The sequence below is a fragment of the Pseudosporangium ferrugineum genome (genome assembly GCF_003002065.1).
GTDB lineage: Bacteria > Actinomycetota > Actinomycetes > Mycobacteriales > Micromonosporaceae > Actinoplanes > Actinoplanes ferrugineus_A.
This window is the reverse complement of the sequence record NZ_PVZG01000036.1, coordinates 1-22,771: the sequence shown is the minus strand read 5'-3', so window position 1 is coordinate 22,771 and position 22,771 is coordinate 1. Positions and strand designations below refer to the sequence as shown.

General features: G+C 72.2%; 28 protein-coding genes and 1 pseudogene. 17 read left to right on the top strand and 12 right to left on the bottom strand.

What is annotated here, in order from left to right:
• The first annotated feature begins 63 nt into the window (after positions 1–63).
• Positions 64–624: an arsenate reductase/protein-tyrosine-phosphatase family protein gene (locus CLV70_RS36565; RefSeq protein ID WP_106131202.1), complete on the top strand. Its 561-nt coding sequence runs from the start codon at positions 64–66 to the stop codon at positions 622–624.
• Here the strand turns inward: CLV70_RS36565 and CLV70_RS36560 are convergent.
• On the bottom strand, positions 611–2,206 hold the full coding sequence (locus tag CLV70_RS36560; protein ID WP_106131201.1) for a tyrosine-protein kinase domain-containing protein: 1,596 nt from the start codon (positions 2,204–2,206) through the stop codon (positions 611–613). The genes CLV70_RS36565 and CLV70_RS36560 overlap by 14 nt on opposite strands.
• Positions 2,207–2,657: 451 nt before the next feature.
• Between CLV70_RS36560 and CLV70_RS36555 the strand changes: the two genes are divergently transcribed.
• Complete coding sequence (locus CLV70_RS36555; RefSeq protein ID WP_146164301.1) at positions 2,658–3,269, top strand: hypothetical protein; 612 nt, start codon at positions 2,658–2,660, stop codon at positions 3,267–3,269.
• A 137-nt stretch (positions 3,270–3,406) separates the two neighbouring features.
• On the opposite strand, the gene CLV70_RS36550 is transcribed toward CLV70_RS36555, so the two are convergent.
• Entirely contained in the window at positions 3,407–4,396 is a 990-nt protein-coding gene (locus tag CLV70_RS36550; protein ID WP_106131222.1) for a S66 peptidase family protein, read from the bottom strand.
• 264 nt (positions 4,397–4,660) lie between these two features.
• Between CLV70_RS36550 and CLV70_RS36545 the strand changes: the two genes are divergently transcribed.
• The 4 genes from CLV70_RS36545 (at position 4,661) to CLV70_RS36530 (ending at position 7,420) form a co-directional block, all read left to right on the top strand.
• Positions 4,661–5,437 (top strand): SDR family oxidoreductase, encoded by a 777-nt coding sequence (locus CLV70_RS36545; protein ID WP_106131199.1) that lies wholly within the window; start codon positions 4,661–4,663, stop codon positions 5,435–5,437.
• Between the two features lie 71 nt (positions 5,438–5,508).
• A complete protein-coding gene (locus tag CLV70_RS40005; RefSeq protein WP_158277918.1) occupies positions 5,509–6,249 on the top strand; it encodes a hypothetical protein in 741 nt (246 codons plus the stop codon).
• A gap of 105 nt (positions 6,250–6,354) precedes the next feature.
• The gene (locus CLV70_RS36535) at positions 6,355–6,867 is read left to right on the top strand and encodes a DUF3455 domain-containing protein (protein ID WP_106131197.1); all 513 of its coding nucleotides are present in this window, start codon (positions 6,355–6,357) and stop codon (positions 6,865–6,867) included.
• Between the two features lie 67 nt (positions 6,868–6,934).
• Positions 6,935–7,420 carry an NUDIX domain-containing protein gene (locus tag CLV70_RS36530; RefSeq protein ID WP_342750447.1) on the top strand — a complete coding sequence of 162 codons (486 nt, stop codon included), beginning with the start codon at positions 6,935–6,937 and terminating at the stop codon, positions 7,418–7,420.
• Here the strand turns inward: CLV70_RS36530 and CLV70_RS36525 are convergent.
• Positions 7,307–7,801 carry a hypothetical protein gene (locus CLV70_RS36525; RefSeq protein ID WP_211304035.1) on the bottom strand — a complete coding sequence of 165 codons (495 nt, stop codon included), beginning with the start codon at positions 7,799–7,801 and terminating at the stop codon, positions 7,307–7,309. The two genes, CLV70_RS36530 and CLV70_RS36525, sit on opposite strands and share 114 nt — an antisense overlap.
• Positions 7,802–8,662: 861 nt before the next feature.
• Here CLV70_RS36525 and CLV70_RS36520 point away from each other — a divergent pair.
• The 7 genes from CLV70_RS36520 to CLV70_RS36490 all read left to right on the top strand — a co-directional run bounded on the left by CLV70_RS36520 (position 8,663) and on the right by CLV70_RS36490 (position 12,682).
• Positions 8,663–9,151: a hypothetical protein gene (locus CLV70_RS36520; protein WP_106131196.1), complete on the top strand. Its 489-nt coding sequence runs from the start codon at positions 8,663–8,665 to the stop codon at positions 9,149–9,151.
• Between the two features lie 80 nt (positions 9,152–9,231).
• Positions 9,232–9,726 (top strand): hypothetical protein, encoded by a 495-nt coding sequence (locus CLV70_RS36515; RefSeq protein WP_106131221.1) that lies wholly within the window; start codon positions 9,232–9,234, stop codon positions 9,724–9,726.
• An 82-nt stretch (positions 9,727–9,808) separates the two neighbouring features.
• Positions 9,809–10,612, top strand: a complete 804-nt coding sequence (locus CLV70_RS36510; protein WP_106131195.1) for a hypothetical protein — start codon at positions 9,809–9,811, stop codon at positions 10,610–10,612.
• Positions 10,613–10,755: 143 nt separating this feature from the next.
• Positions 10,756–11,082, top strand: coding sequence for a hypothetical protein (locus tag CLV70_RS36505; RefSeq protein ID WP_106131194.1), 327 nt, complete (start codon positions 10,756–10,758; stop codon positions 11,080–11,082).
• Positions 11,083–11,105: 23 nt separating this feature from the next.
• Positions 11,106–11,447 (top strand): hypothetical protein, encoded by a 342-nt coding sequence (locus CLV70_RS36500; protein ID WP_146164299.1) that lies wholly within the window; start codon positions 11,106–11,108, stop codon positions 11,445–11,447.
• A 212-nt stretch (positions 11,448–11,659) separates the two neighbouring features.
• Entirely contained in the window at positions 11,660–12,235 is a 576-nt protein-coding gene (locus CLV70_RS36495) for a hypothetical protein (protein WP_146164298.1), read from the top strand.
• Between the two features lie 96 nt (positions 12,236–12,331).
• On the top strand, positions 12,332–12,682 hold the full coding sequence (locus tag CLV70_RS36490) for a DoxX family protein (protein WP_211304034.1): 351 nt from the start codon (positions 12,332–12,334) through the stop codon (positions 12,680–12,682).
• 10 nt (positions 12,683–12,692) lie between these two features.
• On the opposite strand, the gene CLV70_RS36485 is transcribed toward CLV70_RS36490, so the two are convergent.
• Positions 12,693–13,439: a hypothetical protein gene (locus CLV70_RS36485; RefSeq protein WP_106131191.1), complete on the bottom strand. Its 747-nt coding sequence runs from the start codon at positions 13,437–13,439 to the stop codon at positions 12,693–12,695.
• A gap of 163 nt (positions 13,440–13,602) precedes the next feature.
• A complete protein-coding gene (locus CLV70_RS36480; protein WP_106131190.1) occupies positions 13,603–13,959 on the bottom strand; it encodes a hypothetical protein in 357 nt (118 codons plus the stop codon).
• A 161-nt stretch (positions 13,960–14,120) separates the two neighbouring features.
• Here CLV70_RS36480 and CLV70_RS36475 point away from each other — a divergent pair, with 161 nt between their 5' ends.
• Positions 14,121–14,336 (top strand): hypothetical protein, encoded by a 216-nt coding sequence (locus tag CLV70_RS36475; protein WP_106131189.1) that lies wholly within the window; start codon positions 14,121–14,123, stop codon positions 14,334–14,336.
• Between the two features lie 110 nt (positions 14,337–14,446).
• Here CLV70_RS36475 and CLV70_RS36470 read toward each other — a convergent pair whose 3' ends face one another.
• The 3 genes from CLV70_RS36470 to CLV70_RS36460 are packed head-to-tail and all read right to left on the bottom strand — an operon-like array spanning position 14,447 to position 17,035.
• Entirely contained in the window at positions 14,447–15,706 is a 1,260-nt protein-coding gene (locus CLV70_RS36470) for a DUF4407 domain-containing protein (protein WP_106131188.1), read from the bottom strand.
• A 49-nt stretch (positions 15,707–15,755) separates the two neighbouring features.
• Complete coding sequence (locus tag CLV70_RS36465; RefSeq protein ID WP_106131187.1) at positions 15,756–16,403, bottom strand: SIMPL domain-containing protein; 648 nt, start codon at positions 16,401–16,403, stop codon at positions 15,756–15,758.
• Positions 16,404–16,441: 38 nt separating this feature from the next.
• Positions 16,442–17,035: a DUF4352 domain-containing protein gene (locus tag CLV70_RS36460; protein WP_158277917.1), complete on the bottom strand. Its 594-nt coding sequence runs from the start codon at positions 17,033–17,035 to the stop codon at positions 16,442–16,444.
• A gap of 290 nt (positions 17,036–17,325) precedes the next feature.
• Between CLV70_RS36460 and CLV70_RS36455 the strand changes: the two genes are divergently transcribed.
• From CLV70_RS36455 to CLV70_RS36445, 3 genes are all read left to right on the top strand, one after another.
• Positions 17,326–18,018: a hypothetical protein gene (locus CLV70_RS36455; RefSeq protein ID WP_245908735.1), complete on the top strand. Its 693-nt coding sequence runs from the start codon at positions 17,326–17,328 to the stop codon at positions 18,016–18,018.
• An 81-nt stretch (positions 18,019–18,099) separates the two neighbouring features.
• The gene (locus CLV70_RS36450) at positions 18,100–18,858 is read left to right on the top strand and encodes a LamG-like jellyroll fold domain-containing protein (RefSeq protein WP_106131185.1); all 759 of its coding nucleotides are present in this window, start codon (positions 18,100–18,102) and stop codon (positions 18,856–18,858) included.
• Between the two features lie 11 nt (positions 18,859–18,869).
• On the top strand, positions 18,870–19,706 hold the full coding sequence (locus CLV70_RS36445) for a hypothetical protein (protein ID WP_106131184.1): 837 nt from the start codon (positions 18,870–18,872) through the stop codon (positions 19,704–19,706).
• Here CLV70_RS36445 and CLV70_RS36440 read toward each other — a convergent pair.
• The 4 genes and pseudogenes from CLV70_RS36440 to CLV70_RS36425 all read right to left on the bottom strand — a co-directional run.
• Positions 19,696–20,082, bottom strand: coding sequence for an alpha/beta fold hydrolase (locus CLV70_RS36440; RefSeq protein ID WP_245908734.1), 387 nt, complete (start codon positions 20,080–20,082; stop codon positions 19,696–19,698). The two genes, CLV70_RS36445 and CLV70_RS36440, sit on opposite strands and share 11 nt — an antisense overlap.
• Before the next feature lie 78 nt (positions 20,083–20,160).
• On the bottom strand, positions 20,161–21,339 hold the full coding sequence (locus CLV70_RS36435) for an ROK family protein (protein ID WP_106131183.1): 1,179 nt from the start codon (positions 21,337–21,339) through the stop codon (positions 20,161–20,163).
• A gap of 34 nt (positions 21,340–21,373) precedes the next feature.
• Positions 21,374–22,636: a sugar ABC transporter permease gene (locus CLV70_RS36430; protein WP_106131182.1), complete on the bottom strand. Its 1,263-nt coding sequence runs from the start codon at positions 22,634–22,636 to the stop codon at positions 21,374–21,376.
• Positions 22,633–22,771, bottom strand: a pseudogene (locus CLV70_RS36425) (sugar ABC transporter ATP-binding protein); the annotation flags it as partial. The gene CLV70_RS36430 and the pseudogene CLV70_RS36425, both read right to left, overlap by 4 nt.

The window sequence follows — 22,771 nt, the reverse complement described above, 5'->3', positions numbered from 1 at the left end:
GTGGTGCATCCTTTCCGGAGTGCTCTTCAGGAGGGACAGCCGTTGCCGGACGATCGATTCGGAATGCTTTTCGTGTGCCACGCGAATCTGTGCCGTTCACCGCTGGCCGAGCGGCTCGCCCGCCGGGCCTTCGACGACGCCTTCGGGCCGGAGGCGGCGGCGATCGTCACTGCCAGTGCGGGCACCCGCGCGTACGACGGCTCCGGCATGCATCGGGGCAGCGCCGAGGTGCTGGCCGAATGCGGCGTCGACGCGGGCGGCTTCGTCTCCCGTACGGTGACCGCCGCGATCCTGCGCGACGCCGACCTGGTGCTGACCGCGGAGGGCGACCAGCGGGCGGCCTGCCTGACGCTCGCACCCGGCGCCGTCCGGAAGGCCTTCACCCTGCGGCAGTTCGCCCGGTTCGCCGCCGCCGTGCCGCCGGTCACGTCCGGTCCGGCCGCCGCGCGGATGCACCGGCTGGTCGCCGAGGTCAACGCCACCCGGCACCTCGCTCCCCCGGTGCCGGCCGGGCAGGACGACCTGCCCGACCCGGTCAACCAGCCGATCGAGGCCTTCCGGGCCTGCGCCGAGGACGTGTGGGCGTCGCTGCGGTCGGTGGTCGGCGCCATCACTGCCGTCTGACGCCGGGCACCGGCGCCGTGCCCTCGTAGCGGCCCTCGGGCGTCTTGCGGTAGACGCTCAGGTCGGTCGTCGGCGTGTCGGCGAGCCGGGCCCGGCGCGCGGACCGCGGCTCGGTGCGCGGCGCCGCCGCCTGGACCTGGTCGGGGCGGAACGGCGAGAGCGGCAGCGGACCGGCGGCGGGCTTCTCGACGCGGGGGCGCGGCGGGACGACCGGCTCGGCCGGCGCCGACTCGTCGGTCGTGGTGGTGTAGCTGTAGTACGCGTACGAGCCCGCGCTCTTGGCCGGCACCATGTTCAGGACGCAGCCGTGCAGCTTGGCGCTGACGCTGGCCAGCGCGGCGGACGCGGTCTGGGCCTGCGACACCGTGGTCTTCGCGTGGCGCGACACCAGCAGGCAGCCGTCGGCGATCGTGGACATCACCGCGGCGTCGGTGACCGGCAGCAGCGGCGGGGTGTCGATGATGATCACGTCGAACGCCGTGCCCAGCGCGGTGAGCAGGTCCGCCATGTTGCCGGAGCCGAGCAGTTCGCTGGGGTTCGGCGGGATGTAGCCGCTGGGCAGCACCCACAGGCCGCTCTTGCCCCACGGCTGCACCACGTCGCGGACGTTGGCCTGCCCGGCGAGCACGTTGGTGAGGCCGACCGCGCCCTCCAGGCCCAGGTACTCGGCGATGCGCGGGCGCCGCAGGTCGGCGTCGATGATGATGACCCGCTTGCCGGCCTCCGCGAACGCGATGCCGAGGTTGCAGACGGTCGTCGACTTGCCCTCACCCGGCAGGGCGCTGCTGACCACGAGGCTGCGCAGCGGCCGGTCCACGTTGACGAACTGGAGGTTGGTGCGCAGCTGGCGCATCGCCTCGGCCCGGGTCGACTGCGCGCTGCCCTCGGTGATCAGCGGCGACTTCTCCGCCTTGCGGTCGAACGGGATCGTGCTGAGCACCGGCGCCGACGCGGCCTCGTGCAACGTGTCCGGCGTGCGGATGGTGCTGTCCAGCGATTCCCGCAGCGCCGCCGCGCCCACCCCGATGATCAGACCCAGGGCAACGGCAAGACCGATGTTGCGTACGGGCTGAGGTGAGACGGGCGCCTCCGCCAGCTTCGGCTCCGCGATGATCTGTACGCCCACAGTCGGCGTCTTCGATCCGGGCGGCGTCTCCAGCTTGCTGATCAGCTCGGGGAACTGGACCGCGAGGCGCTGGGCCAGCCGCAGGGCCCGCGCCCGGTCGGTGTCCGTGACCGTGGCCTGCACCAGGACGGTGTCGGGGACGACCTGCGCGGTGATCTCGTCCTGGATCTCCTCGGCGGTCAGGCCGGGGGGCTCCGACACCGCCACCGCCTGCGCGAGCCGGTTGCTCGTGAGCACGTCCACGTACGACTTCACCCGCTGCTGGGCGAACTGCCCGCCCTGGAACGCCTGCGTCACCTCGGTGCCGCGGGTGCTCACGAAGAACGTGACGGAGGCGGCGTACCTCGGCGGGGTGAGGAGGGTGACGGCGATCGCCACGCCGACCGACACCGCGATTGCTCCTGCGACCAGCCACCATCGCTTCCGGACGGCGCGCAGGTAATCGCGCAGGTCCATCGAGTTGCCTCCTCTATTTGTGTCCCGGTATCCGCCATTCGGTCACCGTCAACGGCCCGAAATGCGCATGTTTGTAGTCGTGGGTCGTGCGTTGTCCCGTACGAGCCCGCGTGCGCAGCGCGGCTCACCACGGTTAACGGCGCATAGCGCTTCCGATGATGGTTCGGCGAGCACAAACTCCGGCGATTTCCGAGATTCACCCGGAAGGGGACTCATGAATACCGCAGGGCCCGCCACGGCGGAATCCGGCCATCGTCCGCGGACAATGCGTCATTCACGCTTCCTCCGGATGCACGAATCAATTCGGAGGAGCTTCCGCCCGCATCGACGGCGAGGGGAGGTGGCGCCCGCACCGGCCTCCCGCGAGCAAACCGGTGCACCCGCATCGCAACGAGTACGGGCCCTGACCCGTTGTACCTCGAGGGCAATCACACATCTGGAAGAGGCAGCTATGAGCCGCAGTCGGGCTATCGCTTTTCTGACCTCGGTCTTCGCCGCGATGGCGATGACCCTGGGGCTCACGGCCTTCACCGCCACCGCGGCGTCGGCCACCCCGGGCGGCCACTACCCGCCGCCGCCGCCGTCGCTGGTGGTCAACAAGGGCGTGGTCAAGAAGGGCGTGAGCGTACGGGCCACCGGCCGCAAGTACGCCGGCAAGGAGAAGGTGACCATCACGGTCACGTTCCGCAAGAAGGGTTCGCACCGCTACAAGACGGTCAAGACGGCCGTGCTGCGGGCGGACCGCAACGGCAAGTTCACGTACAACGTGAAGACGTTCCAGGCCGGCATCCTGATCATCACGGCCAAGGGGAAGTCGTCGCGCAAGAGCGCTTCCGCCGCGATCTACGTGATCGACAAGAAGAAGGGCGGCGGCTGGAACATCCGGCGCGCCTCCTACACGGCCGGCACGACCGCCGGCCCGGTCGGCAACCCGGTCTCCGCGACCGGCACGCCGGCCCAGCCGAACGGCACCTGGCTGGCGATCGCGGGCCTGGGCGTTCTGGCCCTCGCGGGTAGCACCATCGTCACCCGCCGCACCATCCGCCGGCGTAAGCACAGCTGACAACGGCACCGGGCCCGCATCCCGCGCTCTCCGCGGGATGCGGGCCCTCCGTGTCTCCGTCCTCAGCGGACGCCGCCTCGCCGCCTCAGCAGACGCCGACCTCCACGGCCTCAGCGGACGCCGGCCTCCATGGCGCCTCAGCGGACGCCGGCCTCCACGGTCAGGGTGCCGGCTTCGACGTCGATGACCGCGTTCGCGCCGATCGGCACCGTGAGCTGCCCGGTGCCGTGCCCGATCCGCAGGCCGCCGAGCACCGGCACGCCCAGATCCTTGAGCCGCTCGGTCACCACCTGCGCGGCGGTCGGCGCGCCCGGCGCCACGTCCGCGCCGGTGAACTGCCCGACCGCGACGCCCGCGATCTTCTCCAGCGCCCCGCTGCGGCGCAGGTGGGTGAGCATCCGGTCATAGCTGTACGGCGCCTCGCCGGTGTCCTCGAACAGGAAGATCGCCCCGTCCAGCTTCGGGAAGCTGTCCGTGTCGGTGTCCATGTCGATCATCGTGAGGTTGCCGCCGACCAGCGGTCCCCGCGCCACCGAACCCTTCGAGCCGGCGATCCGCACCGCCGAGCTGGGCTCGGTCGCGTCCCGGGTGATGACGATGTCGTCGGTGCTCATCAGCGCGGCCTTCATCGACGCCACCGACTCCGGCCCGGTACGCGTGTCCGTCCACGTGGCCAGCGGCCCGTAGAAGCTGACCAGCCGCGCCGCGCGCCACAGCCGGCTGTGGATGACGGTCAGGTCGCTGAAGCCGAAGAACACCTTCGGGTCCTTGCGCACCGCCGCGATGTCGAGCCCGTCGACGATGCGCTGGCTGCCGTACCCGCCGCGGGCGCCGATGATGGCTCGCACCTTCGGGTCGCGGAAGGCGGCGTTGAGGTCGGCCAGCCGGTTCTCGTCCGTGCCGGCGAGATAGCCCGCGGTGTCGTAGACGTGCTCGCCGTACTCGACGACCAGGCCCATCCCCTCGAGAATCTCCTGGCCGCGGACCAGCCTGCTGTCGCCCGGGTACGCGGGAGCGACCACCCGTACGGTGTCACCGGCCTTCAGCTTGGGTGCCTTGAGCACCTTGCCCTTGGCCTCCGCGGGCGACCCGAGTGCGGCCGCACCGACCGCCGTTCCTCCGGCCAGGGCAGCCCCGGCGCGCAGCAACCCCCGCCGGGACAGCCCGGAGTCGCTCTTCCTGTTTCGTCGCTCAGCACTCACCGGCCCATAGTCGGCGGCCCGTTTCCGCACCGTCAAGCCGCCCGCGTGCCATGTGTCCGAAGCGCCCACCAGGTAGGGGCGCCCGCACCAAGGGGGGTGCACCGCACCCAGGGAAGTCGCGACCTGGTTCCGGCCCCGGCGGTCGCCGAAGCTCGATGAGGTAAGCCACTGGAGAGGAAGGTAAAGCACATGTCCACGGTTCTTGGCGGAACTCCCCTGACCGGCCGGGTCGCTGTCGTCACCGGCGCTTCCAGCGGCATCGGCGAGGCCACCGCGGAACGCCTGGCCGCCCTCGGCGCCGACGTCGCCCTGCTCGCCCGGCGCGCCGACCGCCTCGCCGCGGCCGTCGCCCGCATCACCGAGCGCGGCGGCAACGCGCTGGCCGTACCGACCGACGTCACCGACCGCGAGGCCCTGGCCCGCGCGGCGACCGCCGTCCACGACCGCTTCGGCACGGTGGACCTGGTCTTCGCCAACGCCGGCGTCCAGCTCATCTCGGCCATCGGCGACCTCCAGGTCAGCGACTGGGAAACCCAGATCGACCTGAACATCAAGGGCGTCATGTACACCATCGAAACGTTCGTCGCCGACCTCGAGACCGGGGCCGCCGCCGGCCGCAGCGCCGACCTGATCGTGACCTCCTCGATCGCGGCCACCCGCGTCCTCGAGAAGTTCCAGGTCTACTCCGGCACGAAGGCGTACCTGAGCCACCTGGTCCGCCTCCTGCGCACCGAACTCGGCCGCAAGAACATCCGCGTCGCGTCCGTCGAACCCGGCATGGTCGACACCGAACTCCCGAACCACGTCACCGACCCCGACGCCAGCACCCTGATGGCCGACCTCATCAAGCAGATCGACGTCCTCCAGTCCGCCGACATCGCCGAAACCGTCGCGTTCATGGCGGCCGTACCCAAGCACGTCAACCTGACCGAGATCACCATCCTCCCCACCCAGCAGACCATCTGACGACCAGCCCAGGAGCGTGAGACGTGGCCCGTCGCCGCTGGTGGGAGTTGCCGCCGGCCGTCCGTGGTGCGGTGGAGGAGCGCACCGGACCGGTCCGGTGTGCCGAGCCGGTGGCGACGGGGGCCGTCTCCGAGCTTGTCGCGGTGCTGCACACCGCGACGGGGGCGCACTTCTGTAAGGGGATTCGCAGCTCGAATCCCCTTGCCTGGATGCACCGCAACGAGGCGCGCCTCAATCCGTATCTGCCCGGCGTCGCGCCGCGGCTGCGGTGGGTGGTCGAGCGGGGCGGGTGGTTGCTGCTGGGCTTCGAGCGGGTGGCGGGCCGGCATCCGGATCTGGCGCCCGGTTCCGCCGACCTTGCCCGGGTCGCCGGCGTCTTGAGCGGGTTGGCGTCCGCGCCCGCGCCGGCCGTGGACGTGCGGCCGGCCGCCGTGCGGTGGGCCGGGTGGGTCGATCCGGAGGTTGTTGATGGTGACACGCTGGCGCATACCGATGTCACTGCGCGTAATTTCCTGGTGCACGCGGCGGGGGTGGCGGTGGTCGACTGGTCCGCGCCGTGCCGGGGGGCCGCGTGGATCGACACGGCGCTCATGGTGGTGCGGCTGGTGCGGGCCGGGCATTCGCCGGAGCGGGCCGAGGCCTGGACGGGATCGGTGTCTGCCTGGGCCTCCGCGCCGGCCGGGGCGCTCGATGCGTTCGCGGTCGCGCGGGCCGGGTTGCTGCGGGAGAGGCATCGCGGGTCGGGGGCGCCGCATCTCGGGGAGCTTGCCGACGCGGCTGAGGCGTGGATGTGGCATCGGCTTCCGTTGTGACGCTGTGTTCTGCCCCAACGGGCACCTTTCCGCTGCGTGTCGATCAGCTGCGGGCCGGGGCGCGTACCCGTCGGCGTCCGTGTTCCGTTCGATTGGGGAGTAGTCATGCGTACGCTCAAGCGCAAAGCCGTCATCGCCACCGCCGCCGCGGCGGTTGTCGCCGCCATCGGCGGGGTCACCTATCAGGCGTCCGCCGCCGAGGCGCCGACCGGGCTGCAGCCGCCGGCCGGGCTGAAGATAATCGGCTCGTTCGTGGTCGGGCAGGGCACCCAGAATTACACCTGCGTGGGCGGCAAGTTCGCCGATCCGTCGGTGCCGGAGGCGAACCTGTTCGACGGGGCGAACCGGAAGATCCATCACTTCGGCGGGCCGACCTGGCAGTCCGAGTCGGACGGTTCCGCGGTGACCGCCGCGAAGCTGAACGCGTCGCCGGTGCCGGGCGCGATCCCGGAGCTGCTGCTCGAGGTGAAGTCGCATTCGGGACAGGGGATGCTCAGCACGGTGACCTACATCCAGCGGATGAACACCTTCGGCGGCCTTCCGCCGGCGACGCCGTGCACCGACGGCGAGAAGGCCAGCGTGCCCTACAACGCGAACTACATCTTCTGGGGCAACTGACGAACCGGCCCGGCCCGCGTCTCCGGCGGAGATGCGGGCCGCCGGGTTACCGTCGCGCCCGTGACCGATGATTTCACCGCCGGGCTGCCCCGGAAGCGGATGGCCGCCGCGGTGCTGTTCTCCGACGGGCGTGGCCGGGTGCTGCTGGTCGAGCCGGCGTCACAAACCCGATTGGGAGATCCCGGGCGGTTCCGTCGAGGCCGACGAGTCCCCGTACGCGGCAGCCGTGCGCGAGGTGCGCGAAGAGCTCGGTCTGACGGTACGGCCGGGCCGGCTGCTGGTGACCGACTGGGTGCCGCCGCGGCCGGGGCGCACCGAGGGGCTGATGCTGGTTTTCGACGGCGGGGTGCTCACCGCCGATCAGGTCGCCCGGATCAGCCTGCCCGCCGACGAGTTGCGCGGCTGGGCGTGGTGCACCGAGGACGAGGCAGGTGCCCGCCTATCCGGGTTGCTGGCCAGACGCGTCGCCGCCGCCGTCCGGGCCAGGGCCGCCGGCACGTCTCTCTATCTGGAGAACGGGTCCTGGGAAGCGGCGCCGGAACCAGCGGGGTAGCTCGCGGCGCCGCGCGAAGCTCCCGATGTCGTCGGCGGCCGTATCGGCGTAGCCGCGGATCCGGTACGGGCCGCGGCCCACCACCGTGTCGTCGCGCAGGGCCCGGCGCAGGGCCAGGATCGATGCCGCGTCCACGACGCCGTGCAGGCGGGCTTGATGGCCGAGGGATTGCAGCGCGTTCGCGCGGGTCTGCGGGTTGCGGGCGGCCAGCGCGCGCCGGATCCGGGGCGGGGCGACGGCCGGGTCGGGGTGGCCGAGGACCAGGGCGAGAAGGGCGACTCCCGCGTACTCGTCTTCGCGGTCGAGGGCCTCGTCGACGAGCTGCGGCCGGTCGAGCACTCCCGCCCAGGCGGACAGGAACCAGGGCGGGTCGGCGGGCATCCGGCCATCCTGCCAGAGGCGGTCACTCTTCCGGGCTAATCCGGTCGGTCGCTGCGTAATGATCAAAGCGCGGAATCGCCGCACGAAGGCCCGATCTCCGTACCGGGCGCCGTAGCGTTTTCCTCTACGAGACGCCGTCCTACCTGCGAAGAGACGGCGTCTCCCCTAAGCGAGTACGGCCCGGCACCGGTTGGCGTGAGAAGGATGCACATGCGGCGAAGCACACCCGGCAGGCCGGCCTCGATTGCCTGCCGTCCTACGAACCCGGCAGGTGCATGGAGGGATCCGCGGACCGTGTCGTGGCGCGTGCGCGGATCAGGCGGGTCCTCGGCGGCCAGAGAACGCCGAGGACCCGCGCCACGGACCCTAACTCAATGACCGGCCTCATCGTCCCGGACCGTCGACGAATGCCCCCCTTCGGTGGCGCCGGGGCGATGTGGACCCGCCGCACCCTCGCGGTGCCGGCGGTTCCGGGGTCCTCGTCGCCGCGCCCGGTGGCGAGGACCCGCCCGGACCAAGACCTAGACCGATTTGAAATCAGTACGGGGAAGGTGGTAGCGGCATGTTGTCGCTGGTGAACAAATCGCTCGAAGCGGACCGGCGGGGCCGGGACATCGATGATCGATGCACTGTGGCCGCCGCCGTACCCCGGACGGGTTAACCGGTAAGCGCGGAAGCCTGATTTTATCCGTCGGGAATGACGCACGGATATCCGATCACGTTTCCGCCCCTGGTCAGGGAATGTTGTGCCGCGTCCATTCCGCCTCCACCGGCATCGGCGCACGGCAGTTCATTCCCCGTGGCTCCGGCCGTGTCCCGGCGGCCGGAGCCACACTCACTTCTCGCAGGAGGAACGCGCGCATGCGCAAGCTCAGCAGGCGGTCCACCACCGTCGCCGTCACCAGCATCGTCGCGGTCGGTGCGGCCGGCGCCGCGTGGGCCGCCTGGAGCCTCTCCGGTTCCGGCACGGCCGAGGCGAAGGCCGGTTCCGTGGTGAACCTCAAGGTCACCCACGCCGGGCTGGCCGGGGGCCTGACCCCCGGCAACGCCACGACGGTGCTGCTGACGGTCGAGAATCGCAACGCGTTCCCCGTACGGATCACCGACATCGACCTGACCGGGCTGGACTCGCCGCAGGAGGGGTGCGACGCCGCAGCCAACGTCGAGGTCGTCAACGACGCCGCCCTGCCGGAACGGGCGACCGTGCCGGCGGGCAGCGAGAAGGCGCCGGCCACCGCGGAGATCGCGTGGAGCGGGCCGCTGCGGATGAACGACGACCCCGCGGACGCCTGCCAGGGCGCGCCGTTCACGTTCAACGTCCGCCTCGACGCCCAGAGCGCGGCGTCCTGATGGCGGCGATGGGGCGGCGCGGGAGCGTCGCGGTCGCTCCGTCGCCGTACCCCGATGAGCCGAGACCGAAGAGGATGACCATGCGTAAGCTCGACCGTCGCGGCAGGGTGATCCTCAGCATCGCCGCCGCTGCCGCCGTGATCGTCAACGCGGGTGCGGCCTGGGCGTACTGGCGGCTCGGCGGGGCGGGCACCGGCGTGGCGGTCGCCGGGTCCGCGGTGGAGCTGAAGCTGCAGGGCCGTTCCGACGACAGCGAGCCGCTGTACCCCGGAGCGACGGCCGGCCTGACCGTGACGGTGACCAACGGCAACGACTTTCCCGTACGGATCACCTCGATCAGCCCCGGCAAGGGAAAGGTGACGGCCGACTCCGCGCACCGCGATGCCGGTTGCCTGGAGACCGGGGTCATCGTTAGCGAAGACGTGCTGACCGTCTCGTGGGACGTGCCGAAGAACACCATCGGCGTGTTCACGGTGCCGGGCGGCCTGCGGATGACGAACAGCTCCGACAGCGCGTGCCAGGGCGCCACCTTCACCATTCCGGTGACGGCGAAGGGGCTCAGCAGCGCGTCCTGATCCTCCCGCGAGCGTCCCGCCGACGTGGCCGCCCGCGATCCTCCCCCTCGTCACGTCGGCGTGAGCATGTCAGGAGCTGGCTGTGCACCGGTGGCATTCCCTGCGGTCGCCGCTGCCGATGATCGGCGTGGCGACCGCCGTCGCGATCGGGACCGGGGTGGCGGCGTACGCCAACTGGGACGTCAAGGCCGAGGCGGCCACCTTCACCGTGCGCGCCGCGAGCATCCCGCGGATGGCCGCGCCGGACTCGCGGCTCCCGTCGGGTGAGCCCGACGTCGGCACGGACGGGCTGGTACGCCACGGGCCACGGATCACCTGGCGCCGGATCCGGATCGCTGAGGGCGTACCCGTGCAGCGCTATGTCGTGGTCCGCCACCTCGGGCCGATCACGCAGGTGGCCTGCGATGTCCCGGCCCGGCGCAGCAGCTGCGTCGACGCGCATCCGCCCGCCGGATATCTCGTCACCTACACCGTCGCGGCCCGGTACGGCTCGCACTGGAGCGGGATGCCGAGCGAGCCGGGCCCGCCGGTGCTGATGCCCGGGGAGGCGGCGCCGATCATGGTCGACGGCGTGGTGGTGCTGCCCGGGGCGGACGGGGGCGGGCTCGTGCCCGTACCCGGTGGTGGGCCCAGCGTGGCCCCGTCGGCCGAGACCGCCGCGGAGAGCGGGACCGGCACCGGGGCGGTGACCGACACCGGCCTGCCGGTGGATGCCCCGCCGTCGCAGGCGCCGATCATCGTGCCGCCGGCGCCGCCGGAGGCCGAGGAGCCAGTCGCGGAGAGCAGCCCGGTGCCCACCGGACCGGCCTCCGGGGCGCCGCCGCGCATTCCGGTCGCGGGCAATGGCGAAAATGAAGAAAACACGCCATTAACGGGGGTTGACTAGACAGCCGTCGAAGTTCATAAAAGGACGTTGTTGTCACGCCGAAACACCCTGAACAAACAGGCAAAATCGACCCCCCACCGGTAGTGCGGTACTGCCGATACAGGTGGCCTGCTTTCCCTTCGGCAACTAATAACATTTCGGGTATGACCCCATCCGGTTCGATCGCGCTCCAGCTCGCCCTCTCCGTCGCCGTGGTCATTTTCACCGCGTACGTGGCCGGGCGGGTGCACCAGTGGTATCGGCACGGCTTCGACCGCGACATCGCGTACCGGGAGGGGTACAACCAGGCGTCGCACACGCTGTTCCAGCTCGCGGTGCGCAACCACCCGGTCGGGATCAATCCGGCCGCCTCGGCGGGCGGCCCTCAGGTCCGCGCCGTCGTCCCCCGCCACCAGCTTCCCGAACGCACCACGGTGGACCTGCCGGTCGACCGGCGGGAGTCCCCGCGCCTGCTGCACCACCAGGCCTGAGACCGAGGAAGGCAACCAGAGTCATGACTGTGCCCGGCAACAGCATCATTCAAGCGCTCTTCGCCCTCGCCTTCGTCATCGCGAGCGGGTACGCCGCCGGCCGCATCCACCAGTGGTACAAGCAGGGCCTCGACCGCGACCAGGCCTACCGCACCGGGTACGACCAGGCCTCGAACTCCATGTTCGACATGGCGATCCGCAAGCGGCAGCAGACGGCGGCCCGCAGCGTCACCGAGGGCGACTTCACCCCTCCCGCCGAGGAGCGCCCCGAGCGGCAGCACCTCGTCGGCCAGTCCCGCCGCCGCATCCAGGCCGATCCCGCGCCGAAGACCGGGCGCCGGCGCCGGCGGTTCGGCTCCCGCTGAGCTCCCGATCCCCCGGACGGGTTAGCCCGTACGGCGTGGGCGATTCCGGACGGAACACCGATCTCGCCCGGGCCGCCGATGGGGCAGGGTGGTGTCACCGCAGCGCAGCGGCCCCGGAGCCGTGACGGCACCGGGTGGAGCACCCGCACCTCGCAGGAGGAAGCCCGTATGCGTGGACCCCGCAGACGGCCCGGCCCGGCGAGCACCGGATCGTGAGGCGCGCCGTGCTCAGCCGCGAGACGCCCCTGGATCTCGTCGAGTTCGACGAGCCGGACCTGGCACCGCCCGCCGCCGGCCCGCCCCACCGGCCGCGCTTCGGCCGCCGGGCCCGCGGCATCCTGGCGGTCGCCGCCGTGACCGCGGTGGTCGTGAACGCGGGGGCCATGTGGGCGTACTGGAAGATCAGCGCCCCGGCCGAGGGCGGCGGCTACGTCGAGATGAACCTGCGCGGGCGCTCCAGCTACGACCTCCCGCTGCGCCCCGGCGCGACCGGCGACCTCACCGTCACGGTGACGAACACCAACGACTTCCCGATCCGGATCACGTCGCTGCTGCCGAGCCCCGGCCGGGTGATGGCGGACGACGAGCACCGCGAGAACGGGTGCCAGGTCACCGGCGTCACGCTGACCCGGCCGTCGGTCGAGGTCCGCTGGCTGGTCGCCCGCAACAACGTCGCCGCCTTCACCGTGCGGGACGGGCTGAGCATGGCGCCCGGCGCCGACCCGGCCTGCGGCGGCGGGGTCTTCACCGTCCCGGTCCGGATCACCGGCGTGACGGCCGGGTCGTAAGTGAGCCAAGCGCTCGCTCCCGCTCTCACTTCGGCAGTCCGGCATTGCCCGTCCGGTTAACGTCTCCGCCGCGATCCGATCCGGCCGGAGGAAGTCTTGACCACGCTCTTCATCACGCTGACCATCGTCTTCTCCGTCCTGATGGCCGCGGCGGGAACCGCGCGGATCATCGGGATTGCCGTCATCCGGGCGAACGCCGAGCGGCTCGGCGTCCCGTACCGGTGGTACCGCTGGATCGGCGCGGCGGAGATCGTCTGTGCGGCTGCCCTGCTGATCGGGCTCCAGGTCCGGCCGGTCGGCGTCGCGGCGGCGGTCCTGGTCGTCCTGGAGTCCCTCGGCTCGGTGGCGCTGCACGCCCGGATCCGCGAGGGCGCGACGAAGCTGGCCGCGTACGTGCCCACGATCGTCGCGTCCGTCGCGCTTCTGGTCTCCGCCGTGCGGTCCTGAGGCCGCCGGATCAGGCGGGGACGGCGTTGAGGAGGATCTTGCCGTCCTGGCGGGTGCACGTGCCCCAGCCGTTCGCGGTCGTGACCTTGAGGACGTACGCCCGCTTGGCCTCCAGACCCGTGTAGGTCCTGGTGAGCTTCGCGCCGGCCCAGCCGGTCTGGGTGGTGGTGACGGTGCTGATGACCTTGCCGTCCACCAGGCGGACCAGCTGGAGCTGGGTGACCACCGAGATGGTGGGCTTCTTCAGGTCGTCCGCGCGGGCCCCGCCGGTCGGGCCGAGGTAGCCCTTCCACTGCGGCGCGGCCATCTCGAACGTGGCGCGGGTGCGGTCGGCGCCGCGGTAGGCGCGGGCCTTGGTGACGATCGTGGGCGCCAGCGACTTCTCGGTGACGCTGATGTCGGCACCCTGACCCAGGGCGTCCTCCGCCCGGACCGTGATCCGGTAGGTGGAGCACTTGTTCGGCGTGGAGACGGCCACCCGGTAGCGGCCGTCGGCGGTCCGGGCCGCGGTGGCCGGTACGAGGTAGTTGCCGACCGTGCTGCCCGCGTCGGTGACCTTGACCCGGTAACGGGCGGCGTACGTGGCCGGCTTCCAGAAGACGTCGGTCTGCGCGGCGTTCGCCGTGGACCGTACCTGCTGGACGCCGAGCGGCACGCCGGGCACCTCGGGGGCGGCGGCCGCGGCCGGCGGCGCCGCGGCCAGGACGGCGCCGGTGACGGCGGCTCCCAGCGCTGCGACGAAACGCGACAACTTCACCGTGATAACTCCCGTTCGTGGTTCGTGCTGACCTGAACCACGATGGCCGCCCAGCATCAACGGCGTCTCAAGCCGGACTCCGCCTTCGGGCAAGGGTCACGCTGAGCCATCACCGCCACGCTCTCGGAGCCACCCGGCGATCACGCTGCGTATCAAACGAACGTCAGGAGGGCTTCCAACCGGCGTCCCGGCAGGCCTTCGTGAACTCGGCCGCGCCGGCCTTCCAGTCGGCGGTGGCGTCGTTGGCGCTGCGGCCCACCGCCGCCGCCCGGTCGGCGATCCGCTCGTTCCCGGTGTCCGCGGTGAACTGGACGACCTCGTCGGCCAGCCGCAGCCGGGACGTCTTCGTCTTCGCGCCCGGATAGCCGTCGTCGAACCTGGTGCACGCCCGCGCGGCCGGGTCGTCGAGCGTGCCCGGCCCGGGCTCCTTCGCCGACCTGCCGACCGCGAGGCCGGCCAGCACCACGAGGATCGCCACCACGCCGATGACGAGCTGGCGCTTGTTCAGCTTTACCTTCACCGGTCTCCGCTCTCAGGTCACAAGGCCCGGAATACGTATTATCCGGCACCCGTGTCCCGTTCGCGACGGCAGGCGGCCGGGCGGACGTGAGGGAAAGAGAGGTGAACCCGCTGATCACCGGCGCCCTTGGCCCGCCGGGCGATGCGGGCTAGGGTCGAAGGATGCTCAGGTCGAAGCCTGCCGACGCGCAGGCCGCCCTCGACGCGCTGGTCGAGGCGGTCGCGGAGCTGGCCGAGAGTTCACAGCGCCTGTCCCGGCGGCTGCACGAGATCGGCCTGCTCTCCGACGCCGCGGCGACGGGGCTGCTCGCCCGCCAGGACCAGACCGACGCGGAGATCCGCCGGCTCCGGGAGCTGAGGTCCGAGCCGCGGCGGTGACGACGATCCCTCGTCGCCTCCGCCGCTTCCGGAACCCGGCGGCCGCCGGTAACAGAGCGTGGGCAGGCGGCGCGCCGGAGTGACATATTAGCCCTCCGGTGCAATTTGCACTACGCCCTGATGCGGTACGTGTGCTCCGGGTGGCCGTCCAGCAGCGGCGCGGGCGACAGGGGTGCCACCGGCGCCCCGGCCACGCTGTCGTAGAGGTGCGCCCGGGCGCGCTCGATCGCGATGTCGGCGAGTTCCTCGTCGTGCGAGGCCCGGCCGATGCTCTCCGCCATCACCCGCGACGCGGCCTCGGCGTACCGGCGGGCGTCGCGCAGGCCCTGCTCGTAGCCGATCGCCGCCTCGTGCTCGAAGTGCCGCGCGGCGCGGGCCTCGTTGCGCTCGTACGCGTTGCCGTGCGAGGCGAACTTCAGCCCGACGGCGGCACAGTCCAGCGCCACCAGCAGCAGTGCGATGCCCACGTAGAACAGGCCGATGCCCCAGAAGTCGCTGCTGACCAGGTACCACATGGCCTTCGTGCGGGCGCCGAACCCGGCGTCCGCCTTGATCGCCTGGGCGTTGGCCGTACGCTGCTCGCTGATCTTGCGGGTGAGGTCCGCCTCCTCGGCCGCGCGCGAGTCCCGGGCCGCCCGCTGGCTGTCCTGCAGCTTGGCGGCCTGCACGTCGAGCGCGGCGGCCTGGTCGTCGAGCCCCCGCGACCGCTTCACGAGCGTGTCGCAGTAGCCACCGTCCGGGCAGCCCGCCTTGCGCGACACGCCGTCGCCCTCCGAGTCGGCGATGGCCTGCTGGTAGAGCTTGCGGGCGTCGCTGCGCTTCTCCGCGGCCCGCTTGTTGAGCTCCTGGACGGCTGCGTCCTCGGCCGCCGACTGCTTCTTCAGCTCCGCCAGCCGGGTGTCGTACGCGGCGATCGCCCCGCCGTTCTCGATCACGCTGATCTGCTCGTTGTGCACCTCGTTGAGCCGCGCGTCGATCTCGCCCTTGTAGCGGGCCAGCATCAGCGGTTCGGTGATGATCACGGCGAAGAGCAGCGCGAGGCAGAGCCGGCCGGCGTACAGCCCGAACGTGGGCCGGCGCAGCAGGTCGTGGGGGTCCGGCGAGTCCAGCTTGTCGAAGTTGATACCCACCCGGCCGACCACGGCCCGGTCGTACGCGACCACGCCCGTCGCCACGAGCGGCCCGACCAGCCACTGCCACCACGGATGGGTGTAGTTGGCGCTGGCGTCGACGAACGCGGCGCCGCCGACGGTCGCGTACACGAAATAGAGCACGATGAAGCAACCGATGGCGCTGTAGAGGACCCGGTCGGAGTGCGTGGTCACGCTGTCCGGGTTCACGTTGGAGATCCGGAGCAACAAGCGACGCATGGTGCGAGTCTCGCCGATCAAGCCGCCACGCGCGGGCGAAATCGGCGGATCAGCCGGTCAGCGACTGCGGCTCGGTGATAGCCACGCGCACGACCACCGCGGCGTGCACGGTCTGCGGCTGGGGGTCGACCTCGAGCTCGAGGTCGGCGGACTCCATGCCGAACGCGGCGGCGCGCATCATCCGGTCGCCTCCGCCGCCGGCTCCCTCGTCGGCGATCTCCACCAGGCGGTCCACCCGCGCGCCGACGGCCTCGGCGTACTCGCGGGCCCGGCCGAGCGCGTCGGCGATGGCCTCCCGGCGGACGTCGGCGCCGGCCCGGCTGCCCGGGCGCAGCTGCCACCACGGGCCCGCGACGGCGACCTGGTCGGCGTTCGCCAGCCGCAGCAGCAGCTCGCCGAGGACGCCGAAGTCGGTCACGGTCACCGTGGTGGTGACGCTGCCGACGTACGCGGAGACCCGCTCGCCGCCGCGCTTGAGCTCGGGCCGGACCTGCACGCCGCTGGTCTCCCGCCGCTCGATCGCGTCGGGATGGTCGTCGAGCGCGGTCCGCAGCTCGGCGGCGCGCTCGGCGAGCCGGGTCAGCGCCACCTGCCGGTCCCGGTCGCGCGCGGACACGGTGACGGAGAACTGGGCGATCTCCGGTGGCACCTCGCGGACGGCCTCGCCGCGGACGACGACCATGGGTTGCTCTGCCATCCCCCGAACCTACCGCCCGGACGGCGACGGGCGTCGATTCAGCGCAACGGGATCCGTACGCCCCGGGTACGCACCGACTCGCGCAGCTCGACCGACGTCAGCCGGGTGCCGCGCGGCACGTCGAACACCAGGGTGCCGCTGACCCGCGTGCCGGGGTCGAGCCGGGCCAGGACGCGGGAGCCGTGGGGGGCGTACATGGCGGCGCCGACCTCGCTCGGATAGGTGGCGCCGTCCGCCGCGTACGCGGTCTGCGAGGCGCCGTCGAGCCGCTTCGCCCGCGATCCGATGTTCTGCACGGTGACCGCCACCAGGCAGAACTCCCCGCGGGCCCGCTGGCCGAGCGCGTCGGTGCCGAGCCGGCGGGCGCCGCAGCGCACCCCGGTCACCGCGAACCGGAACGCGCCGTCCGCGATGGCCTCGTTGAACCGGCCCGCGACGGCCTCCTGCCGGGTCGCCCGCCCGGGGCTCCACCCGAGGTTCGCCGAGACCGAGTTCGCGATCACCCCGATCACGGCGAAGAGCCCGATCAGACCCATGATCATCAGTACGGCCAGAGCGCCGGCGATCCACGGCCACAGCTCCCGCGGGTCGCGGCGGCCCGGACCGTGTTTCCGGGCCCGGTGGTACGACATGGACGTGCTCCCCCGTGCCGGGTCCGGCTCTCCCGCTCCGGGGCCGGACGTGCGACGTGGCCGGATCAACCACCCGAGGACCCGGCCACGCTCCCTGACAACTGGGATATTTCCCCCCACGATGCGGCCCGAACAGCCAACCTCGGCCGCCCACTCGTCGACGGTGCCCGGGGCGCTCCGGCAGGGCGCGCCACCGACGCGGCGAACCATGTCTCACTGCCGCGCCGTATCGGCCGCTTCGCCCGTTATGAACCGATGGCGAGCCCACCCACGACCCCCGGGAGTCGACCGTGACCGTGACCGAGAATCAGATCAAGGACCGCCTGAAGGCCGTCCTGGCCGGAACCTCCCCGGACAGCGCGACCTCGGAACACCCGTTGATCATGCCGGGCGCGATGCACCCGAACCAGGCCCTCCAGGTCCTCACGCTGGCGCAGCGTACGGCCGAGGAACACATCGCCATCGCGAACCGCCAGGCCGGCAAGATCCGTACGGACGCCCAGGAGGCGGCCGACCAGATCGCCAAGGACGCGCAGACGCACTCGCAGAACATCCGCCGCGAGGCCGACAAGGTGCTCGCCGAGGCGCGCGCCGCGGCCGAGAAGGCGGCCCTGGAGGCGCGTACGCAGGCGGAGGAGGCCCGGCGCAGCGCGGAGCGGATCGTCTCGGAGGCCCGGGCGCAGGCGCAGTCGATCGCCAGGGACGCCCAGGAGCACGCCGAGCAGCTCCGCCTCCAGGCCCAGCAGCGGTACGAGGACGCCGTCGGCAGCCTGGGCGCGAAGCGGGAGGCCCTGCAATCGCAGATCGAGTCGCTGGAGCACTTCGACCGCGAGTACCGGGCCCGGCTGACCTCGTTCATGCAGGGGCAGCTGCGGGCGCTGTGGGTGGACGTACCGGTGGTGGGCGAAGGGCTGGAGGTCGAGGCCGAGGCCGAGATCGCCGCCGAGGAGCCGGAGGCCGAGCCCGAAGCCGTCGAGGAGTAGGGCGTTCGGCCAGCACGTCCTGGCCGTTCGACCGCGCCGCCACGGCGAGGTCCGAATCAGTCATAATGGGATGATTCGGGCATGAGTCACGTGAAGCTGCGCGCCCCCTTCCGCCGCTGGACGATCGGAGCGACGGTGGTCGTCACGGCCGTGGCGGCCACCGTCGCCGGCTCCGCCCGCCTCCACGCACAGGCCGCCACCTCCTCGTTCACCGAGGTCGTCCGCTACACCTTCGACGAGCCCCTCGGCACCGGCTTCCTCGACCTGGCCGGCGGCGACCACCCGCTCAAGCCGGTCAGCAGCAAGGGCGGCGCGCTCACCGCGATCAGCCACGGCGACGGTACGGCCCTGATGTTCCCGCCGCCGTGCCACGAGGAGCCGTGCCCGCGGATCGCCCTGCGCGCCCGCAACGCCGACGCACTCAACCCCGGCCGCCGCCCCCTCCGCTTCGGCGCGACGGTGCTGCTCAGCGCCGATCGGACCACCAAGGGCGAGAACGTCGTGCAGAAGGGCTACTCGGCCCACGGCAGCCAGTACAAGCTCCAGATCGACGGCCGGGCCGGCAAGCCGAGCTGCGTGATGGTGGACGCCGGCGGCACCGTGCACCTGGCCCGCAGCGGCGTCAGCGTCGCCGATGACACCTGGCACACCGTGGAATGCCGGCGCAAGGGCAGCTGGCTCGCCATCCGGGTCGACGGGCGGCGGCGCGGCAGCACCACCATCCCGGCCGGCCTCTCGGTGTCGAACTCGATCCCGCTCAGCGTGGGCGGCAAGGGCGCGTACCGGGACAACGACCAGTTCCAGGGCGCCCTGGACGATGTCTGGGTAGCCATCGGGTGAATACTCGCTTTATGGCTTTCGCCCGTTTCGCCCTGACCCTCGCCCTCACCGCCGCGGGCGCCACCGCCCTGCCCGGCGCCGCGCGGGCCGCGCCGCCGGACCCCCGGCAGATGGAGGCGGTCACCGAGCTCACCGAGTGGCCCTTCAAGGTCGAGTACGACATCCGCCGCGGCGGCAAGGTCCGGGTCCCGCTCGGCGTGCTCAGCTTCGACGCCCGCCCGATCCGCGGGCTGGTGGCCAAGGTGGAGGTCGCCGGCGACCTGACCTTCGGCCGCCGGTTCCGCAACTGCTGGTACACCACCAAGGCCACCAGCAGCATCATGTGGTGCGAGTTCGGCACCGCGGTGCTGCCCCCGCACAAGGGTCTGGCCATCACGACCCCGATGGTCGCGGCCCGCGCCGACGCCCGGCCCGAGCGGGTCCGCGGCATCTCCTTCCGCTGGCAGAGCAAGGCGTGGTCGGACGCCCGCGGCGGCCTGCGCCCGGTCACCGCGTTCTTCGCGGGCAAGGGCCGGCCCGTGGTCCGCGGCACCGGAAGCCTGCTGACCCTCACGAGCCTGACGCTGCCGATCGCGGACATCCGCACCAACGCCAACTTCGCCCCGGTGAACCTGACGAACGAACCACCCCTGACCCCGAGCCCCACCCCCACCAGCAGTCCCAGCCCCACGGCCGGCGCCACGGCCGCGGCCACTCCGAGCCGTTCCGCGGCGGCGGGTGGCGGCGGTGCGGGCCTCCCGGTCACGGGTACGCCCACCGCCGCCCTGGCCACCGCCGGCGGCGCCCTGCTGGCCCTGGGGCTGGCGGGCTACGCCATCGCCCGGCGACGCACCCGCTTCACCGCCTGACGGGACCGGTCCACGACCGTACGGTGAGGACGGCGTCCGCGAACGCGGCCGGTGCCTCCTGCGGGAGGTTGTGGCCGGCGTCGACCACCCGGTGCTCGTGCCGGGCCGCGAACATGCCGGCCTGGTCCGCGGTCCCGTCCGGGCGCAACGGGTCGTGCACCCCGTCCAGCGTCACGGCCGGCACCGTGATCCTCGGCCGCTCCGCGAGCCGGCGCTCCAGGTCCGCGTGTGCCGGGTCGCCGTCGGCAAGACCGAAGGCATGACGGTACGAGTGCACGACCACGTCCACGAAGTCGGGATTGTCGAAGGAGGCGGCCGTCCGCGCGTACGTGTCCTCGCCGAACGGCCAGGTGGGCGACCACTGCCGCCACAGCATGCGGCACAGGTCGCGCCGGTGGGCGGCGAGGCCCGCGCGCCCGCGCTCGCTGCCCGGCCGGGCCGGGCGCCAACCGTCTCACTCCGCCGCGCCCACCAGGGGGTCGTCGAGCAGGTGCGCGAAGGCCAGCTCCGCGGCGCCGATCAGGGACGCGTCGTCGCCGAGTTCGGGCGTACGCAGGCGGACGTGCTCGCAGCAGGCCGGCAGCGCGACGGCGTTCATCCGGCTGCGGATCTGCGCGGCGGCGACCAGGTAGACGTCGCGCAGCGTGCCACCGAAGACGACGGCCTCCGGGTTGAAGATGTTCGCCAGGTTGCCCACGCCGAAGCCGATCCACTGGCCGACCTGGCGGACCGCGAACTGGGCCTGGCTGTCACCCCGCATCGCCGCCTCGACCACGCCGAGGACCGCCTCCCGACCGGTCTCCCGGGTACGGCCGGCGTGCTCCAGCAGCGCCTGCTCGCCGATCTCGGTCTCCCAGCACCCGCGCGAGCCGCACGGGCACTCCCGGCCGTACGGGTTCACCACCATGTGGCCGACCTCGCCGCCGCGTCCCGCCGCCCGGTGACCGTCGGCGACGATGCCCGCGCTGACGCCGACGTCGCCGTGCAGGTAGAGCACGTTGTCGCAGCCGGCCGCGGCGCCCCGGCCGTGCTCGGCGAGGGCGGACACGTCGGCGTGGTTGGCGACGGTCAGCCGCACCGGGCCGCCGAGCGCGGCGCGCAGGGCCTCGGCCAGCGGCTCCTCGACCTGCTCCGGGGCGGGGGCGAGGCGGGCCGTGCCGTCGGCGTGGCGGACCCGGCTGGCGATCGCGACCCCGGTGCCGACGTACCGGGCGTCGCCGGCCACCGCCGTGCGCAGGTCGCGCACGAGGGCGGCGAGGGGGGCCACCGCGTCGGGCGCCGGCATCCCGCGGGGGCGGGGCGCCTCGCGCCGGTCGAGGATGCGGCCGCCCAGCCCCACCCGGGCCGCCCTGAGCCGGTCCACCTCGATGCTCAGCGCGTACGCGTAGACCCGGGCCGATTCGGGCCGGACCACCAGCGACGGTCGTCCGGCCCGCCCGGTCTCGCGCGGCGCCGACTCGCTGACCAGCCCCGCGGTCGCCAGCTCCGTGGTGAGGGCGCCGATGGTGCTGCGGTTGAGCCCGAGGCGGCTGGTCAGCTCGGCCCGGGAGGTCGCACCGTGCACGTGGACGTACTGGAGCAGGGAACCGAGGTTGCGCCTGCGTACCTCCTCCGGGCCGGGACCGGCTCGCATCAGCGGGCCGTCCCCGGCGTCCCCGTCCCTGCGCTCATCGGTTTCCGGTGGCAGCCGCCCTGCGTCGGGCCAACGCGTCGACGCTCGCGGCGACGAGCAGGATCAGGCCGGTGAAGATGTACTTCTGTCCCGAGGAGAAGCCCATCAGGCCCATGCCGTTGTCGATCACGGCGATGACGGACCCGCCGATGACGGCGTTGATGATCTTTCCCTTGCCGCCGAAGAGGCTGGTGCCGCCGATGACGGCCGCGCCGACCGAGTAGAGCAGGATGTTGCTGCCGCCGGTGTTCGGGTCCACCGAGCTGCCCCGGCTGACCGCGATGATGCCGCCGATGGCCGCCATGAACGAGCCGATGACGAAGACCGAGATGCGGATCCGGTCGACCGGGATGCCCGCGCGGCGCGCCGCCTCGGCGTTGCCGCCGACCGCGTACACGTGCCGGCCGTAGGTCGTCCGGGCCAGCACGAACGTCCACAGGACCAGGAAGACCCCGACGATCGGCACCACGATGGGTACGCCCTTGAGCGAATTGATCGCCGGGTTGACCGCACGCTCCTGGCAGAGGATCGCGGTGGTGGTGAACACCAGCGCGGCCAGCCCGGCGATGCGCAGCAGCACGATGCCCGTCGGGTCGGTGACCAGGCCGCGGGCGATCCGGGCGCGGACCCGGTTGAACTGCACCGCCGCGAAGCCGACCACCGCGACGACGGCGAGCACCCAGCTCCACAACACGGGGATGTTGTTGTTGTTCAGCGCGATGATGAACTCGTCGCGGATGGAGATGATCTTGCCGCCCTCGAGGATCACCAGGAGAATGCCCTGGAAGGCGAGGAACGCGGCCAGGGTCACGACGAACGACGGGATGCCGACCTTCGCGATCAGGAAGCCCAGCACGAAGCCGATGACCACGCCGGTGAGCAGGGCCGCGGGGATGCCGACGTACCAGGGGAAGCCGCGGTTCGTGACCAGGACGGCCATCACGGCGGCGCAGACGCCGCTGGCGAAGCCGGCGGAGAGGTCGATCTCGCCGAGCAGCAGGACGAAGACCAGGCCCATGGCGATGAAGATGACGCCGGCGCCCTGGGTGAACAGGTTCGCGAAGTTCAGCGGGCTGACGAACGTCTCCCGGGAGACGCTGAAGATCAGCGCGAGCACGAGCAGGCCCAGCACCGCCGGCAGGCTGCCGAGGTCGCCGCCGCGCACCCGGGCCCAGTAGTCGTGCAGGTGACCCGCCACGGTGGGCTTGACGACGCGGACACCGCCCGCGGTCGTGGTCGTGGTGGTGTCGGTGGTCACAGCGGGCCTCCGGGGGTGATGTCCACGGCGCCGTTCAGCTCGGCGGCCGGTTTCTCGGGGGGCAGGCCGAGGTTTCCGCTGCGGCCGGAGGTGATGAGTTCGACGATTTGGGAGTGGGTGACGTCGGTGGTTTTG

What these genes read in the sequence shown, in the direction of transcription:
- CLV70_RS36565 (WP_106131202.1), top strand. Translation starts at nt 64, where the DNA reads ATGCTTTTCGTGTGCCACGCGAATCTGTGCCGTTCACCGCTGGCCGAG.
- CLV70_RS36560 (WP_106131201.1), bottom strand. Translation starts at nt 2,206, where the DNA reads ATGGACCTGCGCGATTACCTGCGCGCCGTCCGGAAGCGATGGTGGCTG.
- CLV70_RS36555 (WP_146164301.1), top strand. Translation starts at nt 2,658, where the DNA reads ATGAGCCGCAGTCGGGCTATCGCTTTTCTGACCTCGGTCTTCGCCGCG.
- CLV70_RS36545 (WP_106131199.1), top strand. Translation starts at nt 4,661, where the DNA reads ATGTCCACGGTTCTTGGCGGAACTCCCCTGACCGGCCGGGTCGCTGTC.
- CLV70_RS36535 (WP_106131197.1), top strand. Translation starts at nt 6,355, where the DNA reads ATGCGTACGCTCAAGCGCAAAGCCGTCATCGCCACCGCCGCCGCGGCG.
- CLV70_RS36530 (WP_342750447.1), top strand. Translation starts at nt 6,935, where the DNA reads ATGATTTCACCGCCGGGCTGCCCCGGAAGCGGATGGCCGCCGCGGTGC.
- CLV70_RS36525 (WP_211304035.1), bottom strand. Translation starts at nt 7,801, where the DNA reads ATGCCCGCCGACCCGCCCTGGTTCCTGTCCGCCTGGGCGGGAGTGCTC.
- CLV70_RS36520 (WP_106131196.1), top strand. Translation starts at nt 8,663, where the DNA reads ATGCGCAAGCTCAGCAGGCGGTCCACCACCGTCGCCGTCACCAGCATC.
- CLV70_RS36515 (WP_106131221.1), top strand. Translation starts at nt 9,232, where the DNA reads ATGCGTAAGCTCGACCGTCGCGGCAGGGTGATCCTCAGCATCGCCGCC.
- CLV70_RS36505 (WP_106131194.1), top strand. Translation starts at nt 10,756, where the DNA reads ATGACCCCATCCGGTTCGATCGCGCTCCAGCTCGCCCTCTCCGTCGCC.
- CLV70_RS36500 (WP_146164299.1), top strand. Translation starts at nt 11,106, where the DNA reads ATGACTGTGCCCGGCAACAGCATCATTCAAGCGCTCTTCGCCCTCGCC.
- CLV70_RS36475 (WP_106131189.1), top strand. Translation starts at nt 14,121, where the DNA reads ATGCTCAGGTCGAAGCCTGCCGACGCGCAGGCCGCCCTCGACGCGCTG.
- CLV70_RS36470 (WP_106131188.1), bottom strand. Translation starts at nt 15,706, where the DNA reads ATGCGTCGCTTGTTGCTCCGGATCTCCAACGTGAACCCGGACAGCGTG.
- CLV70_RS36465 (WP_106131187.1), bottom strand. Translation starts at nt 16,403, where the DNA reads ATGGCAGAGCAACCCATGGTCGTCGTCCGCGGCGAGGCCGTCCGCGAG.
- CLV70_RS36460 (WP_158277917.1), bottom strand. Translation starts at nt 17,035, where the DNA reads ATGTCGTACCACCGGGCCCGGAAACACGGTCCGGGCCGCCGCGACCCG.
- CLV70_RS36450 (WP_106131185.1), top strand. Translation starts at nt 18,100, where the DNA reads ATGAGTCACGTGAAGCTGCGCGCCCCCTTCCGCCGCTGGACGATCGGA.
- CLV70_RS36445 (WP_106131184.1), top strand. Translation starts at nt 18,870, where the DNA reads ATGGCTTTCGCCCGTTTCGCCCTGACCCTCGCCCTCACCGCCGCGGGC.
- CLV70_RS36440 (WP_245908734.1), bottom strand. Translation starts at nt 20,082, where the DNA reads ATGCTGTGGCGGCAGTGGTCGCCCACCTGGCCGTTCGGCGAGGACACG.
- CLV70_RS36435 (WP_106131183.1), bottom strand. Translation starts at nt 21,339, where the DNA reads ATGCGAGCCGGTCCCGGCCCGGAGGAGGTACGCAGGCGCAACCTCGGT.